Here is a 19,684-nt window from a genome sequence, read left to right on the forward strand (position 1 = left end):
CCTGCGTCGAAGGCTTAAAGAATTTTGTCTATGGGCGGCTTTCGCCCATAATCGTGTTTTTCGCCCGACGCAGACCCTCGCAGGAGCCCCATGGAGCAATTTCGCAATATCGGCATCATCGGTCGCCTGGGCAGTTCGCAGGTGCTGGACACTGTTCGCCGACTCAAACGTTTCCTCCTGGAGCGGCACCTGCATGTGATCCTCGAAGATACCATCGCCGAAGTCTTGCCCGGTCACGGCCTGCAGACCTCGTCGCGCAAGATGCTCGGCGAAGTCTGTGACATGGTGATCGTGGTCGGCGGCGATGGCAGTCTGCTGGGGGCCGCCCGAGCCCTGGCGCGGCACAACATTCCGGTACTGGGCATCAACCGGGGCAGCCTGGGGTTTCTGACCGATATCCGCCCCGACGAGCTGGAAACCAAAGTGGCCGAGGTATTGGACGGTCACTATCTGGTGGAGAATCGCTTCCTGCTGCAAGCCGAGGTGCGCCGTCACGCCGAAGCCATCGGCCAGGGCGATGCCCTCAACGATGTGGTGCTGCACCCCGGCAAATCCACGCGGATGATCGAATTCGAGCTGTATATCGACGGTCAGTTCGTCTGCAGCCAGAAGGCCGACGGCCTGATCGTCGCCACGCCCACCGGCTCCACGGCCTATGCGCTTTCCGCCGGTGGCCCGATCATGCATCCCAAGCTCGACGCTATTGTGATTGTGCCCATGTACCCCCATACCTTGTCTGGGCGACCCATTGTGGTCGATGGCAATAGTGAGCTGAAAATCGTCGTGTCCAAGGATATGCAGATCTACCCGCAAGTGTCCTGTGACGGCCAGAACCATTTCACCTGCGCGCCGGGTGACACCATCACCGTCAGCAAAAAAGCGCAGAAGCTGCGCCTGATCCACCCGCTGGATCACAATTACTACGAAGTCTGCCGGACCAAGCTCGGCTGGGGCAGTCGATTGGGGGGTGGAGGCGACTGATGCTCGATCCTGCGCGCAGTTACGACCTGATCGGCGACGTGCACGGATGCGCCCTGACCCTGGAACGCCTGCTGGACCGCCTCGGTTATCACAAGCAGGGCGGCGTCTGGCGGCACCCGTCGCGCATGGCCGTGTTCCTGGGGGACATCATCGACCGTGGTCCGCGGATCCGCGAAGCCCTGCACATCGTCCACGACATGGTGGTGGCCGGTCAGGCGCTGTGCATCATGGGCAACCACGAGTTCAACGCCCTGGGCTGGAGCACGCCGGCGTTGCCGGGTAGCGGCCAGCGCTACGTGCGCGAACACACCCCGCGCCACGCCCGTCTGCTCAACGAAACCCTGACCCAGTTCGAGCAGCATCCGGGCGACTGGCATGACTTTCTCAAGTGGTTTTACGAGTTGCCGCTGTTTGTCGATGCCCAGCGCTTCCGGGTGGTCCACGCCTGCTGGGACAACGGTCTGATCGAGCCGCTGCGAGGCTTGTTCCCGGACGGCTGTATCGACGAGCATTTCCTCCAGGCCTCGGCGGAGCCGGGCAGTTTCGCCTGCACGGTGTTTGATCGCCTGCTGCGCGGTACCGACATGCGCTTGCCCCATGGCCTGACCCTCACCGGCGGCGACGGCCTGACCCGTTCGTTCTTTCGCACCAAGTTCTGGGAAGACGATCCTCAGACCTATGGAGACATCGTGTTCCAACCCGACGCCTTGCCCGAACCGGTGGCTCGCACGCCGCTGTCGCCCGACGAAAAGAATAATCTGCTGCGCTATGGCGTGCATGAACCCATGCTCTTCGTCGGTCATTACTGGCGCAGCGGCAAACCCGCGCCGATCCGCTCGAACCTGGCCTGCCTGGATTACAGCGCGGTGCTTTACGGAAAACTGGTGGCCTATCGTCTCGACGCAGAAACCCGACTGGACCCGCATAAATTTGTCTGGGTCGATGTCGAACGGCCGGAGGAACTGCGATGAGCGTCGTGGCGGTCTTGCGCTTGCCCTTGGCCGAGGATCTGAGCGGCTTCGTCAAATTGCTGCAACGCATGCAGGTGCCCCATCGGGTCAGCGAGGAGGCGGGCGAGCAGGTGCTCTGGGTGCCCGATGAAATCAGCGAAGACGTGCGCTCGTTGTATGCACGCTTCCCGAGCGGCGATCCTGAGCACCAGTTGGAGTTGCCGGGCACCGGCAGCACGTCGCGACGGCCTGGTTTCGTCCAGCAACTGACCCGCAGCCCGGTTACAGCACTGGTGTTGCTGCTGAGCCTGATCGTCGGCGCCGTGACGTTGCTGGGGGAAAATCTCGAGACCTTGCGCTGGCTGACATTCCTGGAGTTTCGCGTCGTCGGCGACTATATCCATTTCACGCCCCTGGCCGACAGCCTGGCGGCAGGGCAGTGGTGGCGCCTGGTGACGCCGATGCTGATCCATTTCGGTTTCCTGCACATCGCCATGAATGGCATGTGGTACTGGGAACTGGGACGGCGGATTGAAGCGCGCCAGGGCGGCATCAACCTGCTGGGGCTGACACTGCTGTTCAGCCTCGTGTCCAACTTCGCCCAATATTTCTTCAGCGGCCCGACCTTGTTCGGCGGCTTGTCCGGCGTGCTCTATGGTCTGTTGGGGCACTGCTGGATCTTTCAACTGCTGGCGCCGAACCCGGCCTATCACTTGCCCCGTGGGGTGCTGGTGATGATGCTGGTGTGGCTGGTGCTGTGCCTGTCCGGGCTGATCTCGCTGATCGGTTTCGGCGAAATCGCCAACGCGGCCCACGTCGGCGGGCTGCTCATCGGTTGCTTCACGGGTTTGTTGGGCGGGCTGTTCGCTCGTCGTAAAATGGCCCTCTGACGGCGCCTGTAATATTTGAATATGCGCGATTGCGCGGAGAACCCATGTCCTCGTTCAACGAAATGATCAAAAACATCACCCCCGAGATCTATCAGAGCCTGAAGCTGGCGGTGGAAATCGGTAAATGGGCCGATGGCAACAAGCTCACCGCCGAACAGCGCGAATTGTCGCTGCAGGCGATGATCGCCTGGGAGATGCAGAATCTGCCCGAAGAGGAACGCACCGGCTACATGGGCCCGCAGGAGTGCCAGTCGAAGGCCACAGAAGTGCCGAACATCCTGTTCAAGTCGGATGCCATCCATTGATCGAGATTGGCCGCGGTGCAATCAGCAAGATGTCGGCACGCCTTGACGGGCCGACCGTTCAATACGCCTTTCGCCTGGGCGATACCGAGGTGCCAGTCAACCCGTTGATTGGCAGCACGGTGCGCCTGGAGTTTCTCGGTGCGATCCACTGCAGCCATTGCGGACGCAGGACCAAGACCAGCTTCAGCCAGGGTTATTGCTACCCCTGCATGACTAAACTGGCCCAGTGCGACCTGTGCATCATGAGCCCTGAGCGCTGCCACTTCGATGCGGGCACCTGCCGCGAGCCGGCCTGGGGCGAACAGTTCTGCATGACCGATCATGTGGTGTACCTGGCCAATTCCTCGGGCGTGAAAGTCGGCATCACCCGCGCCACGCAGCTGCCGACCCGCTGGCTGGACCAGGGCGCCAGCCAGGCGCTGCCGATCCTGCGGGTCGCCACTCGCCAGCAATCGGGCTTTGTCGAAGACCTGTTCCGCAGCCAGGTGGCGGACAAGACCAACTGGCGCGCATTGCTCAAGGGCGACGCCGTGGCGGTGGACCTGCCGCAGATCCGCGATTCGCTGTTCGAGAGCTGCGCCGAAGGTCTGCAAGGCTTGCAGGAACGATTCGGCCTGCAAGCGATCCAGACCATAGCGGACGTCGAGCCGATCGAGATCCGTTATCCGGTGGAGCAATACCCGGCCAAGATCGTCAGTTTCAACCTGGACAAGAACCCGATTGCCGAAGGCACGCTGCTGGGGATCAAGGGCCAATACCTGATTTTCGACACTGGCGTGATCAATATTCGTAAATACACGGCTTACCAGCTCGCCGTGCATCAGTAGAAGGATTTGCCCCATGCGCACCGAACAACCGAAGATGATTTACCTGAAGGACTATCAGGCGCCCGAGTACCTGATCGACGAGACGCACCTGACCTTCGAGTTGTTCGAGGACCACAGCCTGGTCCATGCGCAACTGGTGATGCGCCGTAACCCCGAGCGCGGTGCCGGCCTGCCGCCCCTGGTGCTCGATGGCCAGCAGCTGGAACTGCTCTCGATCAAGCTCGATGACACCGACCTCAATCCGCTGGACTATCAGCTGGACGCCAGCCACCTGACCCTGCAACCCAAGGCCCCGGCCTTCACGGTGGACACCACTGTCAGGATCCACCCGGAAACCAACACCGCCCTGGAAGGCTTGTACAAGTCCGGCAGCATGTTCTGCACCCAGTGCGAGGCCGAAGGTTTCCGCAAGATCACCTATTACCTCGACCGCCCGGATGTGATGAGTACGTTCACCACCACGGTGGTGGCCGAGCAGCACAGCTATCCGGTGTTGCTGTCCAACGGCAACCCGATCGCCAGCGGTCCCGGCGAAGATGGCCGGCACTGGGCGACCTGGGAAGACCCGTTCAAGAAACCCGCCTACCTGTTTGCCCTGGTGGCCGGCGACCTGTGGTGCGTCGAAGACACCTTCACCACCATGACCGAGCGCACCGTGGCGCTGCGCATCTATGTCGAGCCGGAAAACATCGACAAGTGCCAGCACGCCATGACCAGCCTCAAGAAGTCGATGCGCTGGGATGAAGAGGTCTATGGCCGTGAGTATGACCTGGACATCTTCATGATCGTCGCGGTCAACGACTTCAACATGGGCGCCATGGAAAACAAGGGCCTGAACATCTTCAACTCCAGCGCAGTGCTGGCCCGCGCTGAAACCGCCACCGATGCCGCGCACCAGCGGGTCGAAGCGATCGTTGCCCACGAGTATTTCCATAACTGGTCGGGTAACCGCGTGACGTGCCGTGACTGGTTCCAGTTGTCCCTCAAGGAAGGCTTCACTGTGTTCCGCGACGCCGGTTTTTCGGCCGACATGAACTCGGCCACGGTCAAGCGTATCCAGGACGTGGCGTACCTGCGCACTCACCAGTTTGCCGAAGACGCTGGTCCCATGGCCCACCCGGTGCGCCCGGACAGCTTCATCGAGATTTCCAACTTCTACACCCTGACCGTGTACGAAAAGGGGTCGGAAGTGGTCGGCATGATCCACACCCTGCTGGGGGGCGAGGGCTTTCGCAAGGGTAGCGACCTGTACTTCGAGCGCCACGACGGCCAGGCCGTGACCTGCGATGACTTCATCAAGGCCATGGAGGATGCCAACGGCGTCGACCTGAGTCAGTTCAAGCGCTGGTACAGCCAGGCGGGTACGCCACGGCTGGCGGTCAGCGAGTCCTACGACGCTGCTGCCCGAACCTACAGCCTGACCTTCAGCCAGAGCTGCCCACCGACCCCGGACAAAATGGAAAAACTGCCATTTGTGATTCCCGTGGAGCTGGGTTTGCTGGACAGCAAGGGCAATGAAATCCCTCTGCGCCTGGCCGGCGAAGCGGCGGCAACTGGCACGTCCCGGGTGATCTCGGTGACCGAAGCCGAGCAGACCTTCACCTTTGTCGACATCGCCGAAAAGCCGTTGCCTTCGTTGTTGCGCGGCTTCTCGGCCCCGGTGAAGCTGAGCTTCCCGTACGATCGGGACCACTTGATGTTCCTGATGCAGCACGACAGCGACGGCTTCAACCGCTGGGATGCCGGCCAGCAGTTGTCGGTGCAGGTGCTGCAGGAACTGATCGCCCAGCATCAGAAAGGCGAAAATCTGGTGCTGGACCCGCGTCTGGTCAGCGCGTTGCGTAGCGTGCTGTCGGACGAATCCCTGGATCAGGCCATGGTCGCGGAAATGCTCTCGCTGCCAAGCGAGGCCTACCTGACGGAAATCAGCGAAGTGGCCGACGTGGAGGCGATCCATGCCGCGCGGGAATTCGCCCGTCAGCAACTGGCGGACAATCTGTTCGAAGCCCTGTGGCTGCGCTATGAGGCCAACCGTGACCTGTCCAAGCGCACGCCGTACGTGGCCGAGGCCGAGCATTTCGCCCGTCGCGCCTTGCAGAACATCGCGCTGTCGTACCTGATGCTGACCGACAAGCCGGAAGTGCTCAGTGCCACCCTGGAGCAGTTCGACACCGCCGACAATATGACCGAGCGTCTCACGGCCCTGGCGGTGCTGGTCAATTCCCCGTTCGAAGCCGAGAAGGCCAAGGCGCTGGAAGTGTTCGCGGAGAACTTCAAAGGCAACCCGCTGGTCATGGACCAATGGTTCAGCGTCCAGGCCGGCAGCCCGTTGCCGGGCGGCCTGGCGCGGGTCAAGGCCTTGATGGAACATCCGGCGTTCAATATCAAGAACCCGAACAAGGTACGCGCTTTGGTGGGGGCGTTTGCCGGGCAGAACCTGATCAACTTCCACGCGGCTGACGGTTCAGGTTATCGCTTCCTGGCGGATCTGGTGATCCAGCTCAATGGCTTCAACCCGCAGATCGCCGCACGGCAACTGGCGCCACTGACCCGCTGGCGCAAATACGACAGTGCCCGCCAGGCGCTGATGAAAGCCGAGCTGGAGCGCATCCTGGCGTCCGGCGGGCTGTCGGCCGATGTGTTCGAAGTGGTGAGCAAGAGCCTGGCGTGACCTTGGCACCGCGGTCTGCCTGGCAGGCCGCGGTGTTCCCATCGCGAGCAGGCTCGCTCCCACAGGTGATCTTCAGTGAGCATATATCTTGTGTTCAACATTGATCCCTTGTGGGCGCGAGCCTGCTCGCGATGGCGTCAGACCTGTCTACACAACAACCGCCTCGATAGCCTGCCATAACCTCCCCGAATACCCCTTCATTCACCCCCGACCGCACTGCGCCACGGTTAACAAAAGATAACGCGGCGTCGATTGTCAGACCTTTCCAAAGCCCGATAGGATAGGTCAGCTTCCGAAGTGGCTCTAGATTGCAGGTTTCAGGACTATGCTCCAGAACAGTCAATCACGATGAGCCCGCTTACGGCGCCCTGAAGGGTTGAATGACCTAACAATAATAATGGGGGAAAGGTCTATGAATGAGCCTGTCATGGCTGTGGGCCGCTGCCGGCCGCCGGTACTGCGCAGAGTCGCGCTGCTGGTCTCGGCGCTCTCGCTGCTGGGCTCTGCCGTGTTGTCTGCACCGGTGATGGCCGTAGCGGCTTCGACATCCGATGTCATCTATTCCGTCGAGTCGGCCAAGGCCAGCAAAACCCTGATGCTCGATGTGGTCCATGCCGGCAAACGCCTGGTGGCGGTCGGTGATCGCGGGCACATTGTCTATTCGGACGATCAGGGCGGTTCCTGGACTCAGGCCAAGGTGCCGACCCGCCAGTTGCTCACCGCAGTATTTTTCGTCGATGACAAACACGGCTGGGCCGTGGGGCACGACGCGCAGATACTGGCCAGCGAAGACGGTGGCAGCACCTGGACCAAGCAATTCGAAGACCTGACCCGTGAATCGCCGCTGCTGGACGTCTGGTTCAAGGACGCGAGCAACGGTTTTGCCGTGGGCGCCTACGGGGCGCTGTTCGAAACCACCGACGGCGGCAAGCACTGGGAAGAGGTCGGGGATCGTCTCGACAACGAAGACCAGTTCCACCTCAACGCGATAGCTGCGGTGAAAGACGCCGGGCTGTTCATCGTCGGTGAGGCCGGCAGCATGTTCCGCTCCAGCGATTGGGGCCAGACCTGGGAAAAGATCGAAGGCCCATACGAAGGTTCGCTGTTCGGCGTCATCGGCACCGCTCAGCCTTCAACGCTGTTGGCCTACGGCCTGCGCGGCAACCTCTATCGCTCCACCGATTTTGGTAGCACCTGGGAGCAGGTCGAACTCAAGGCCACCCGCGGTGCCCTGGAATTCGGCCTGTCCGGGGCCACGCTCTTGCCAGATGGCTCCATCGTAATTGTCGGCAACGGCGGCAGTGTGGTGCGCAGCAGTGATGACGGCGTGACCTTCAGCGTGTTCAACCGCCCGGATCGGATTTCCGTGGCGGCTGTCACGGCGGCGGGCAACGGCAATCTGATCCTGGCAGGACAGGGTGGCGTTCATGCCACCACCCCCACCGGCGCTGAATTGAGCAAATGAGCCGCAAACATCCGGCGGGCACAATAACAAGAAGGCGGACCCCATGAGCAGTCATCACCAAGACAAGGCGACGTTCCTCGAACGCCTGATTTTCAACAACCGCCCGGCAGTGATCGTCATTTGCCTGTTGGTCAGTATTTTCCTGTTCTGGCAGGCCACGCTGATCCGGCCGTCCACCAGTTTCGAAAAGATGATCCCCCTCGAGCACCCCTTCATCGAGAAGATGCTCGAACACCGCAATGACTTGGCGAACCTGGGCAACACGGTGCGGATTTCCGTGGAGGCCACCAACGGTGACATTTTCTCCAAGGATTACATGGAGACCTTGCGCCAGATTCATGACGAGGTGTTCTACATTTCCGGCGTCGACCGCTCCGGCCTCAAGTCGTTGTGGAGCCCGAGCGTGCGCTGGACCGAAGTGACGGAGGAGGGCTTTGCCGGTGGTGAGGTGATTCCCCAGAGCTATGACGGCTCGGCAGACAGCCTCGACCTGTTACGCAACAACGTGCTCAAGTCCGGCCAGGTCGGACGCCTGGTAGCCAACGATTTCAAATCGAGCATCATCGATATCCCGCTGTTGGAGTCCTATCCGGACCCGCAGGACCAGGGCAAGCTGCTGGCCCTGGATTATCAGAAGTTCTCCCACGAACTCGAAGACAAGATCCGCAACAAGTTTGAAGCCCAGAACCCCAACGTAAAGATCCATATCGTGGGCTTCGCCAAGAAGGTCGGTGACTTGATCGACGGCCTGACCATGGTGGTGATGTTCTTCGGCGTGGCCTTCATTATTACCCTGGTGCTGCTGTACTGGTTCACGAACTGCATGCGCAGCACCATTGCAGTGCTGAGCACGACCCTGGTGGCCGTGGTCTGGCAGTTGGGGCTGATGCACGCCGTCGGTTTCGGGCTCGATCCTTATTCGATGCTGGTGCCGTTTCTGATCTTCGCCATTGGTATCTCCCACGGCGTGCAGAAAATCAACGGTATCGCTTTGCAATCCAGTGAAGCGGACAACGCCCTGACCGCGGCGCGGCGCACATTCCGCCAGTTGTTCCTGCCGGGGATGATCGCAATCCTGGCGGATGCCGTCGGCTTCATCACCTTGCTGATCATCGATATCGGCGTGATCCGGGAACTGGCCTTCGGTGCGTCCATCGGCGTGGCGGTGATTGTGTTCACCAACCTGATCCTGTTGCCGGTGGCGATTTCCTATGTTGGCATCAGCAAGCGTGCCATCGAGCGCAGCAAAAAGGATGCGACGCGGGAGCATCCGTTCTGGCGCCTGCTGTCGAAGTTTGCCAGCGCCAAAGTCGCGCCGGTGTCGATCATCCTGGCCTTGATCGCCTTTGGTGGCGGCCTCTGGTACAGCCAGAACCTGAAGATCGGTGACCTGGACCAGGGCGCGCCGGAGTTGCGTCCAGACTCGCGCTACAACCAGGACAACAACTTCATCATCAGCAACTATTCCACCAGCTCCGATGTCCTGGTGGTGATGGTCAAGACCAAGGCTGAAGGCTGCTCACGCTATGAAGCCATGGCTCCCATCGACGAGCTGATGTGGAAAATGCAGAACACCGAGGGGGTGCAGTCGGCGATCTCCCTGGTCACCGTGTCCAAGCAAATGATCAAGGGCATGAACGAGGGCAACCTGAAATGGGAAACCCTGTCGCGTAACCCAGACGTGTTGAACAACTCCATTGCCCGGGCCGATGGCCTGTACAACAACAACTGTTCCGTGGCCCCGGTGTTGGTTTTCCTCAACGACCACAAGGCCGAGACCCTGGACCGCGCCGTGAAGGTGGTGCAGGAGTTTGCCAAGGAAAATAATCGCGACGGCCTGGAGTTCATCCTCGCCGCCGGCAACGCTGGCATTGAGGCTGCAACCAACGAAGTGATCAAGGAATCGGAACTGACCATCCTGGTCCTGGTGTACATCTGTGTGGCAACCATGTGCATGATCACTTTCCGTTCCTGGGCGGCGACGCTGTGCATCGTGCTGCCGCTGGTGCTGACCTCGGTGTTGGGGAACGCCCTGATGGCCTTCATGGGTATCGGTGTGAAGGTCGCGACGCTGCCAGTGGTGGCGCTTGGCGTGGGGATAGGCGTGGACTACGGCATCTATATCTACAGTCGCCTGGAAAGCTTCCTGCGGGCCGGCTTGCCGTTGCAAGAGGCGTACTACCAGACGCTGAAGTCCACCGGTAAGGCCGTGTTGTTCACAGGCCTGTGCCTGGCTATCGGTGTGTGCACCTGGATCTTCTCGGCCATCAAGTTCCAGGCCGACATGGGGCTGATGCTGACGTTCATGTTGTTGTGGAACATGTTCGGGGCACTGTGGCTGCTGCCGGCGCTGGCGCGGTTCCTGATCAAACCTGAGAAAATGGCAGGGCAGAAGAGTAAGTCGTTGTTTGCCCATTAATACATGTGGCGAGGGAGCTTGCTCCCTCGCCACATGTATTACGCCAGCCTTTGAACAGAGATCAAGGCGCCAACGGCAAGAACTTGCTCTGCGCCAACGGCCTGCCGATCTGTCCTCGATGCACATTCACCACCGCATAAGGGCTTTTCGCCTTGGCCAGCATCGAGTGATAGTGCTCCCGGCGTTGCTCCTTGGTTTTCAGATGCGCGACGCTGAAATCCGCTTTCGGCGTATCGGCCGCTTCGTAGTGAAAATGCGCATACCACAGCGGCCAACCGTCGCGGTCATTGATGGCGTATTCCTGAAGGAAATCCTTGCGCTCGCTTTTCAAGGCTTTGCGTTCGCCGAGCCGGGCAACCTGTATCAGATTCTTTTCGAACAGGTAGCGCAGGTTGCTGTCGGTGGGCGGCAATTTGAAACTCAGTTCGGTGCGCAGGGCGCTGCCCCGAGTGGCCAGGCGGGAAGCTGCGTTTGACAGTTCATCGATCAATGTTTGATCTGCTGGTGTGCGCGGTTTTGTCGAGGCGGTGAAGGCCCTTTCCAGTTCTTCGCAGCGTTTGCGGTAGCGACTCGCCTCATTGTTCATGATCTCCTCGATTTCCTGAGGAAAGCGGCACTGGGTTTTATACCGCTCTGCGCTCAGTAAACTGTTTTCCAATTGATCCAGCAGCTTGCGCGCTTCGCTCTTGATCGTTTTGATCGCTCTGGTGCGCGGTGGTGGCGGAACCGGTCGTTGTACTTCGACGATGTCCCAGACGTCATCGTGCTGTGAATACGTGGCGAGTAACTCGTCATCGACTTCGGAGCGTAACTCGACGACTTCAATCGGCAGGGAGGTGCCGGCGGGTTTCAGATCACCAATCAACACGCCGCCCTTACGGGTTTTGATCACCTTTTTTTGCGGACGCCCGCTCGCCGTTTTGGTGCGTTTTTGCGGACGCTTGCGCGGTTGCGGCGCCGGTTTTAGCTCGGCGGACAATGTCTTGGAGGCGTCGTCATAGAGCTGTTCGATCAGCTTGAACAGCCTGTCGAAATAGGATGGGTCAATGTCGCTGGCATTGAGTGCCTTGATGCCCTGCATGGCATCAAGGGAAGCGCCATAGTTTTCGGTCAGACTTTCCAGCACTTCAAGCCGCTCCGAAGGGGGCAGGTCATATGTTCCCAGGTCGGAGTGGGAGCGCACCTGTTCCAGCAAGAACTTGATGAGGTTATGCAGACTGGCGGGAAGGTCGGAGTCGGGGTTTTTGACCAGCAGGGCCCCGAGTATGGGTAACTGCACGGCCTTGGTGGCCAGCGCCGTTCTTTCTTCCTCGGGACGGTCCTTGGTCAGCCGCTCGAATATCTGCGCGCCTTCGGCATCCAGGTTCAATAGCGCGTCCAGGTGTCGATCTTTGAGTTCCAGCCAATAGATGGAACGATCGTTGATGACGCTCATTGCGTTGAGGTACGCAAAGTAGCCTGCGGGGTTGTCGGCGACAGCCTCCTTCAACGCCGGTCCGTTTTTTATGAATTGGATATTGGCGGCATCCAGGGCCAATAAATCCAACTCGACGACAAGAAAGGCTTTACGGGCATTGTTGACCACGTTTTCCATCAGGGCGCGAAGCATTTCCGGGGGCAATGTCATGTCAAGGCCGGCATATTCGGTTGCTTTGTTCAGCAGCCGCAGATAGTCGTCAGTCTGGTCCTGGAGCAATTCATAAAACTGCGTACGTTTTGCCGCACGTTGCTCCTCGGTAAAGGCGCCTTCCTGAGTTCTGCTCATGACTTCCTGGGCAACTTGCACGGCCTTTAGCTTATCGGCTTCCTGTGCATGATAATTCGCCAGCTCCCGGCTCAGTTCCATCCCCCGCTGGGCCCTGAGCTTGCGCAGTTCGGCCACCCGCTTTGGGGGCATACCCCCGCGCAGACGCAGGCGTAGATCCATGGACCAGTTGCCTTGGGTATCCGATTTCAACACCGGACCATTTTTTGCCGAGTCTCGTGGAGCCTGCGGGTCGACGATCACCGTATTGCCGTCCGGCTCCGGACTGATCCGATAGAGTAGGTCTTCCACCAGTGCGTGCCATTTGTTCTGGATGACGTACAAGCCTGTGTAGGGGCCATATTTGATCGGTTCAGGCATTGAAGTGGGACGTGGCACCTGTAGCCGCTGTAGCCGGTTACGTTGTTCCGCTGTCAGGCGCTGGCGGGCACTGGCGAAACTGAGGTCCAGGTGCCTGCTGGCGCCCTGCAAGTGTTCGCCGGGCAAGCCCACCGGCCCTTCGAGAATGCGAGGCGACGCAGGCGCAGGCCATTGCTCAGGGATGACGCGCGGTGCTGGGGGACGCATCGCCTGTTCCTTCAGCGCATCGGGCAACGGTGCATGGGACAAGGCGCTGATGGCGGGAAACTGGTGCACCAGCATGCCGAGGTTGAGCAGCAGATCGACAGCGGCGAGCTCCCGGGTCACCGGGTCTTCGCTGCTCAGTGCCGGGATATCCTGGCTGGCGCTAGCCATCAGGCTCCACAGCCAGAAGGTGGCCATGACCGGGCCACGCAGCAAGGGCATCAGCAACGTATTGAACAGCAGGCTGCCGCCCTTGAGGAGCATGGCCCAGCGGCTCTCGCTGTTGGAGACTGAATCACGGTCGGCCTGGGAGATCAGGGCGCGGGCATTGCTGCCGTAAAGATACAGCATCAGCTCGCCGTTGCGCAGGAACTGCCGCAGTTCGTCGTTCGCACCGTCGATGGCCAGCGTCGCAGGGGCGGGCTTTTGTGGAAGATTGAATTCGTCGCCTTGGAAAAACCGCACGATGTGCGGCTCCTGGAAGCCGCCATTGGCATAGATCGGCCGTGCGGCATCAGTCATCCAGGTCAGGATGCTTTTTTGCAGGTCCCCTGGGGTGACGACGGCCTTCAGCAGTGCCTCGCGCGTCGGGAACTCTTGCAACGAGGGCGCGTAAAGTGGGCGATACAGCAGGTGCGGTCCGGTTTGGACATCCTCCGGCTCGATAATGAACATATTGTTCACGATGTCGGGGTGGGCCTCGGGTTTGCGCAGGAAGGCCAGGTGGCGGATGACCACCGACTGGCCGCTGACCTGTTGGCTATCTGCGTCGGGATTGAGGAGCGCTTCAACCAGGCCCAGTCCTTGGCGGGTCACACCGTTTTCGTTGTTGAGCATTTGCTGGAAGGCTTCAAGCGGCAACTGTGCCGCGATCTGTTCGGCAAACATCCGCTGGCGTTCCTGGGCTTGAGGTACATCGTCCAACAGCCGTTGTTGCAGGTAGCGGGGATAGGCCGAACCAATGTCGACCTGTTCGATCAGCCCGTTCTTGCGGGTAATGAAGTCCGGCGTCAGCCACCGGGGCAGCGTCAGGCCCAAGCGATGGCTGAGGATCAGGTTTGCACTCGGTCGGGCGATGAGGTTGTTGATGGCCAGCTCGGTCAGGCTCATCGTCCGTTTTTCGATGATCCCTGTGGTCCCGGGATAACCGGCCGCCACGCTGAAGGTCAGTTCTATATCATCAGGCTGGTATTGGCTGGGTTGAGCCTTGTCCGGGTGGCTGTCGTTGGTTTGCCGCATCTGTTTGAGCAGGGCGTCGGCGGTAAAGGCCTTGATGTCTTCAATGTCGCTGAGAAAGGTGCGGCCCTGGTGGCGTTTTTTCGCGCTGGCCAATGTCAGGCTGTAGTGCTGGAATTTGGTTTGATCGACGATGGAAGCTTTTTTCAACCAGTCGGGCAACAGCGGCTCGATCCGTGCCGACGTTTCCGGCGTCAGACGCGGCGCGTCAAGCAGATAACGGGCAGGGTCGCTCAGCTCCTGGTAGAGCGTCGACAGGTCTTGCAGGCCAATCCGCGAAGGCAACTGCACTGCGTTCAGGTCGGCCAGTTGCTGCTCCAGCACCATAGCCGCCTGGGTGTCGAAGACATTGCCACTGATCTCGTTGCGTTGACAGGTGAGCGTGTCGACCACGTACCGGCTGGCGATCAGTGCGCCCCAATGGTGATTGAAGGCTTCCAGGGATGCAAACGACTGCACGGCGCCGCCAGGGCTGCATAGCAGGAGGAGGGTGACGCCCTTTTTGGAGTGGTCCAGGAGAATTTCGCTGCCGGTCAGCACGGTGTTGGAGCCGTCTCGGATGAGCTTGGTTTCCAGGCTGTAAGCGTAGACGGGGGATGGGTTGTTGCGGCGAAAGCGCTGCTCGCGCTCCGGCCAGCGGACGATCTGGTCCAGGGCTTCGCGCGCCTGGTCAGTGAGGCCGGGTTGTCGCAGCCTGCGGATAGACAGCGTGTTCTTCAGTGCATCGCTGAGCCAGCGCCAGCGGCTGAGGTTATTGCTTGTGTCGATTCCGGCGTTCCAATAGCGGGTCAGCGCATCCTCCAGCCCGATCGGTACGGTCCAAGGCAGTTCAAGCAGCAGTTTTTCGATGACCTTGATGTCCAGCTTCCCGTCGTCTGGTGAGAGCTCGCGGGGCGGGGTGTCGGTAAGAAAACAGCGACGCCCACCGCGCTCCGTGAAATCCACGGGCGTGCCGAGGGCCAGGTATTCGAGGACGCGGGGCATGAACGGTTGGAGCGTAAAGCCGCGAGAGGCTGGGTCCGGTGTGGCCAATCGGGTCTTGGACAGGTCGAAGGTCAGCGAGGGGTATTTTTCCTTGATGGCTTGCTCGAGCATGCGTTGCGCGATTTCTTCGAAGGTCGGGCGGCTGGCAAATAGCAGGCTGACCCTTTGCGCCAACGCGGGGAGCGTATTGGCCGGAGCGGGTGCGGTCATATGAAATCCTTTTCATAAATTCATGGCCGCCGGGAGTGACGACGAGGGAAGTATCGACATCCCGCTCCTGCGAGGGCGGTAAATAAATACCACCCTGGCGAATGCGGGTTATGCCTGGCCTCGTCGGGAGGGAAGATCAGGAAGGATCGGCGCCCAGCACCACATTCAGTGCGCTGCGGGCATCGTCAAGCTGCACCAGCGTGGCATGGCGGGCGCCGAGGGCGTCGCGGTTCTCGATGGCGGTGAGGATCGCCTTGTGGCGCGGCATCGCCAGTTCATGCAGGTTGGGCCGTTGGTTGGAGTGCTTGAGGGCTTCGGCGATGGCCACCGACAACATGTTGCACAGGTTGGCGAGCAGGTCGTTGTGGGTGGCATCGGCGATGCGGCTGTGGAAGTCCAGGTCCGGTTGCAGCACCGCCTCGGGGGTCGGTGCCGCCTCCATGCGCTGGTAGGCCTCGCGGATGGCGGCGATGTCGGCATCGTTGGCGAACTGTGCGGCGAGGGCCGCGGCGGCCGGCTCGATGATGCTGCGCACGCTGGTCAGCAGATTGAAGAACTCATTCTGCGGGCTGCTTTGCATCAACCAGTGCAGCACATCGGGGTCGAGCATGTGCCATTCCCGGCGCGCCTTGACCACCGTGCCAACCCGTGGCCGCGAATACACCAGACCCTTGGCTACCAGCACGCGCGTGGCCTCGCGCAACACCGGACGGCTGACGGCATACTCCTCGCACAACAAAGCTTCGGCGGGCAGTTTATCGTCGGGTTTGAACCGTCCGGAAACGATCTGCATGCCCAGTTCCTGGACGATGCGCGCGTGCATGCTTTTGCGGTCGGAGGGTTTACGGTAGTCCATGGGGGGTGGCGCGATCCTGTGCGAAGGGGATGCAGCGCATGATAGCAGGCGCGGCGAGGGCGGGTCGCTAGTGCGATTTTGATGTACACCCGAACCCATTGTGGGAGCGAGCCTTTGTGGGAGCTGAGCTTGCTCGCGATGAGGCCCTGCCAGTCAATATCTCTGTTGTCTGTTACACCGCTATCGCGAGCAAGCTCAGCTCCCACAAAAAGCTTGCTCGCGCAAGGGGATGAGTGGGGTCAGTGGGAGTGACGCGGCACCTCGGCGCCGCGGCAACCGACCAGGAAGTCGAAGTCACAACCCTGGTCCGCTTGCAGCACGTGGTCGATGTACAGCTGACGGTAGCCGCCCACTAACAGGTTCTGCGCTGGTGGCAGGTCGGCCAGGCGGGCGGCCAGTTCGGCGTCGCAAATGTCCAGGTGCAGACGCCCGCTGGCGCAGTCCAGTTCGATCCAGTCACCTTCCTTCACGGCCGCCAGTGGTCCGCCGGCTGCGGCTTCCGGGGCCACATGCAGCACCACGGTGCCGTAGGCGGTGCCGCTCATGCGCGCATCGGAGATACGCACCATGTCGGTCACGCCCTGGGCCAGCAACTTGGCCGGCAAGCCCATGTTGCCCACTTCGGCCATGCCCGGATAACCCTTGGGCCCGCAGTTCTTCATCACCAGAATCGAGCTGGCATCAACATCCAGTTCTGGGTCATTGATCCGCGCCTTGTACTCGTCGAAGTTCTCGAACACCACCGCGCGACCGCGATGCTGCATCAGCTCGGGCGTGGCGGCGGAGGGTTTGAGTACCGCGCCGAGGGGCGCGAGGTTACCGCGCAGCACGCAGATACCGCCGTCGGCCCGGATCGGGTTGTCCAAGGTGCGAATGACTTCGTCCTGGCCATAGATCGGTGCGTCCTTGGTGTTCTCGCCAAGGCTCTTGCCGTTGACGGTCAGCGCGTCGGGGTTAGGGATCAGGTTGGCTTCGCCGAGACGGCGCAGCACGGCGGGCAAACCACCGGCGTAATAGAACTCCTCCATCAGGAAGCGCCCGGACGGCTGCAGGTCGACGATGGTCGGCATGCCTCGACCGATGCGGGTCCAGTCGTCCAGGTCCAGTTGCACGCCGATGCGTCCGGCAATGGCCTTGAGGTGGATCACCGCGTTGGTCGAGCCGCCGATGGCTGCGTTGACCCGGATGGCGTTCTCGAAAGCCTCCTTGGTCAGGATCTTCGACAGCTTCAAGTCTTCACGGACCATTTCCACCGCACGCATGCCGGACATGTGGGCCAGCACATAACGGCGCGCGTCCACCGCCGGAATCGCGGCGTTGTGCGGCAGGGACGTGCCGAGGGCTTCGGCCATGCAGGCCATGGTCGAGGCGGTGCCCATGGTGTTGCAGGTCCCCGCCGAGCGGGACATGCCGCCCTCGGCCGCAAGGAAATCATCGATCGTGATGGTGCCGGCCTTGACCTGTTCGCTCAACTGCCAGACCACCGTGCCCGACCCGATGTCCTGGCCCTTGTGCTTGCCGTTGAGCATCGGTCCGCCGGTAACGACGATGGCCGGCACGTCACAACTGGCGGCACCCATCAGCAAGGCTGGCGTGGTCTTGTCGCAACCGGTGAGCAGCACCACGCCGTCAATCGGATTGCCGCGAATCGCTTCCTCCACATCCATGCTCGCCAGGTTGCGCGTCAGCATGGCAGTCGGGCGCAGGTTCGATTCGCCGTTGGAGAACACCGGAAACTCCACAGGGAAGCCCCCGGCCTCGATCACGCCGCGCTTGACGTGTTCGGCGATCTGCCGGAAGTGCGCGTTGCATGGCGTCAGCTCCGACCAGGTGTTGCAGATGCCGATGATTGGCTTGCCATGAAACTGATGGTCGGCGATGCCCTGATTTTTCATCCAACTGCGGTACATGAAGCCGTTTTTGTCGGCGGTGCCAAACCATTGGGCCGAGCGCAGGGAGGGTTTCTTATCAGACATGATCGATTCTCTTATTGTATGACTATATGGTTTTAGCTTGCGCCTAACATAAGCGCAATTTGCTCTGTTTGGAAGTGTTGTTGGGTAAATAGTATTACTATATAGTCCGATTCAACGGAGGGATTGTCCTGGCGCTCATTGGTCAGAGAAATCCCCCAAGGTTCTATAACAACAACAATCGGAGACCGGTCCCATGAGCCAGGAATTGCGGCTAATTCGCCGCATCACGCTGAAACTGATTCCCTTCCTGATCCTGCTATACCTGATCGCCTACGTGGATCGCTCCGCCGTGGGTTTCGCCAAGCTGCACATGGGCGCCGACATCGGCATCGGCGACGCCGCCTACGGCCTGGGCGCGGGGTTGTTTTTCATTGGCTACTTCTTGCTGGAGATCCCCAGCAACCTGATGCTGGAGCGCTTCGGTGCCAGGCGCTGGTTCGCGCGGATCATGATCACCTGGGGCGCCATCACCATCGGCATGGCGTTCGTGCAAGGGCCTTACAGCTTCTATGTGATGCGCTTTCTGCTCGGCGCGGCGGAAGCCGGATTCTTCCCCGGCGTGCTGTACTACATCACCCAATGGTTCCCGGTCCGCCATCGCGGCAAGATCCTGGGCCTGTTCATTCTGTCTCAGCCCATCGCCATGATGATCACCGGTCCTGTCTCCGGCGGCTTGCTGGGCATGGACGGCATCCTGGGCCTGCACGGCTGGCAGTGGTTGTTCATCGTCATCGGCCTGCCGGCGGTCCTGCTGACCTGGCCGGTGCTGCGTTATCTGCCGGATGGTCCGCAACAGGTCAAGTGGATGGACCAGACCGAAAAGGACTGGCTGACCGCTGAACTGAAAAAAGACCTTGAGGAATACGGCCAGACCCGGCACGGCAATCCGCTGCACGCCTTGAAGGACAAGCGTGTCCTGCTGCTGGCGCTGTTCTATCTGCCGGTGACCCTGAGCATCTACGGGCTGGGCCTGTGGCTGCCCACGTTGATCAAGCAATTTGGCGGCACTGACCTGGTGACCGGTTTCGTGTCCTCGGTGCCCTACATCTTCGGCATCATCGGTTTGCTGATCATTCCTCGCAGTTCCGACCGCTTGAACGATCGCTACGGTCATCTGGCCGTGCTCTATGTGCTGGGCGCCATCGGTCTGTTCCTCAGTGCCTGGCTGACGGTGCCGGTGTTGCAGCTGGCGGCGCTGTGTCTGGTGGCGTTCGCGCTGTTTTCCTGCACCGCGGTGTTCTGGACCTTGCCGGGGCGTTTCTTTGCCGGCGCCAGTGCGGCGGCGGGTATCGCGCTGATCAACTCGGTGGGCAACCTGGGTGGCTACATCGGGCCGTTCGTGATCGGTGCGCTGAAGGAATACACCGGCAACTTGGCGTCGGGGCTGTACTTCCTGTCCTGCGTGATGGTGTTCGGTCTGGTGTTGACCGGCGTGGTGTATCGCCTGCTGGAGCGCAAGCATGTGCTGCCGGCGGAGCAGTTCGCAGCCAGTGCGCGGGGGGCGACGCGGACCTGAGGTGATTGAAATCCCCTGTGGGAGCGAGCCTGCTCGCGATTGCGATCTGTCAGTCGCATCAATGTTGCT

At 60.7% G+C, this 19,684-nt stretch carries 12 protein-coding genes; 9 read left to right on the forward strand and 3 right to left on the reverse strand.

Translation table 11 applies throughout. The annotated features are described in order from the left end of the window. Nucleotides 1–90 precede the first annotated feature (90 nt). From T3A99_RS03730 to T3A99_RS03765, 8 genes are all read left to right on the forward strand, one after another. Nucleotides 91–981 (forward strand): NAD(+) kinase, encoded by an 891-nt coding sequence (locus tag T3A99_RS03730; protein WP_003202709.1) that lies wholly within the window; start codon nucleotides 91–93, stop codon nucleotides 979–981. After that, on the forward strand, nucleotides 978–1,952 hold the full coding sequence (locus T3A99_RS03735) for a metallophosphoesterase (protein ID WP_171061363.1): 975 nt from the start codon (nucleotides 978–980) through the stop codon (nucleotides 1,950–1,952). The genes T3A99_RS03730 and T3A99_RS03735 overlap by 4 nt, the downstream gene beginning before the upstream one ends. Continuing rightward, nucleotides 1,949–2,821, forward strand: coding sequence for a rhomboid family intramembrane serine protease (locus tag T3A99_RS03740; protein ID WP_047225775.1), 873 nt, complete (start codon nucleotides 1,949–1,951; stop codon nucleotides 2,819–2,821). Before T3A99_RS03735 ends, T3A99_RS03740 begins: the two co-directional genes overlap by 4 nt. A gap of 44 nt (nucleotides 2,822–2,865) precedes the next feature. Then, nucleotides 2,866–3,126, forward strand: a complete 261-nt coding sequence (locus tag T3A99_RS03745) for a YeaC family protein (RefSeq protein ID WP_047225776.1) — start codon at nucleotides 2,866–2,868, stop codon at nucleotides 3,124–3,126. Continuing rightward, nucleotides 3,123–3,953, forward strand: coding sequence for a DUF2797 domain-containing protein (locus T3A99_RS03750; protein ID WP_076384435.1), 831 nt, complete (start codon nucleotides 3,123–3,125; stop codon nucleotides 3,951–3,953). The genes T3A99_RS03745 and T3A99_RS03750 overlap by 4 nt, the downstream gene beginning before the upstream one ends. Before the next feature lie 13 nt (nucleotides 3,954–3,966). Continuing rightward, a complete protein-coding gene (gene pepN / locus T3A99_RS03755; RefSeq protein WP_322833951.1) occupies nucleotides 3,967–6,624 on the forward strand; it encodes an aminopeptidase N in 2,658 nt (885 codons plus the stop codon). 412 nt (nucleotides 6,625–7,036) lie between these two features. Further along, the gene (locus T3A99_RS03760) at nucleotides 7,037–8,089 is read left to right on the forward strand and encodes a WD40/YVTN/BNR-like repeat-containing protein (RefSeq protein ID WP_047225779.1); all 1,053 of its coding nucleotides are present in this window, start codon (nucleotides 7,037–7,039) and stop codon (nucleotides 8,087–8,089) included. Nucleotides 8,090–8,132: 43 nt separating this feature from the next. Beyond that, nucleotides 8,133–10,508: an efflux RND transporter permease subunit gene (locus T3A99_RS03765; RefSeq protein ID WP_047225780.1), complete on the forward strand. Its 2,376-nt coding sequence runs from the start codon at nucleotides 8,133–8,135 to the stop codon at nucleotides 10,506–10,508. A gap of 61 nt (nucleotides 10,509–10,569) precedes the next feature. Here the strand turns inward: T3A99_RS03765 and T3A99_RS03770 are convergent, their stop codons facing one another. The 3 genes from T3A99_RS03770 to T3A99_RS03780 form a co-directional block, all read right to left on the reverse strand. Then, nucleotides 10,570–15,267 (reverse strand): dermonecrotic toxin domain-containing protein, encoded by a 4,698-nt coding sequence (locus T3A99_RS03770; RefSeq protein ID WP_322833952.1) that lies wholly within the window; start codon nucleotides 15,265–15,267, stop codon nucleotides 10,570–10,572. Nucleotides 15,268–15,403: 136 nt separating this feature from the next. Further along, entirely contained in the window at nucleotides 15,404–16,123 is a 720-nt protein-coding gene (locus T3A99_RS03775) for a FadR/GntR family transcriptional regulator (protein WP_076384441.1), read from the reverse strand. Nucleotides 16,124–16,362: 239 nt separating this feature from the next. Next, nucleotides 16,363–18,099: an IlvD/Edd family dehydratase gene (locus tag T3A99_RS03780; protein WP_047225783.1), complete on the reverse strand. Its 1,737-nt coding sequence runs from the start codon at nucleotides 18,097–18,099 to the stop codon at nucleotides 16,363–16,365. A gap of 193 nt (nucleotides 18,100–18,292) precedes the next feature. Between T3A99_RS03780 and T3A99_RS03785 the strand changes: the two genes are divergently transcribed. Then, on the forward strand, nucleotides 18,293–19,615 hold the full coding sequence (locus T3A99_RS03785) for an MFS transporter (RefSeq protein WP_047225784.1): 1,323 nt from the start codon (nucleotides 18,293–18,295) through the stop codon (nucleotides 19,613–19,615). Nucleotides 19,616–19,684 lie beyond the last annotated feature (69 nt).

The sequence above is a fragment of the Pseudomonas sp. N-137 genome, from assembly GCF_034555295.1.
In the GTDB taxonomy this organism is placed as follows: Bacteria; Pseudomonadota; Gammaproteobacteria; order Pseudomonadales; family Pseudomonadaceae; genus Aquipseudomonas; species Aquipseudomonas rhizophila.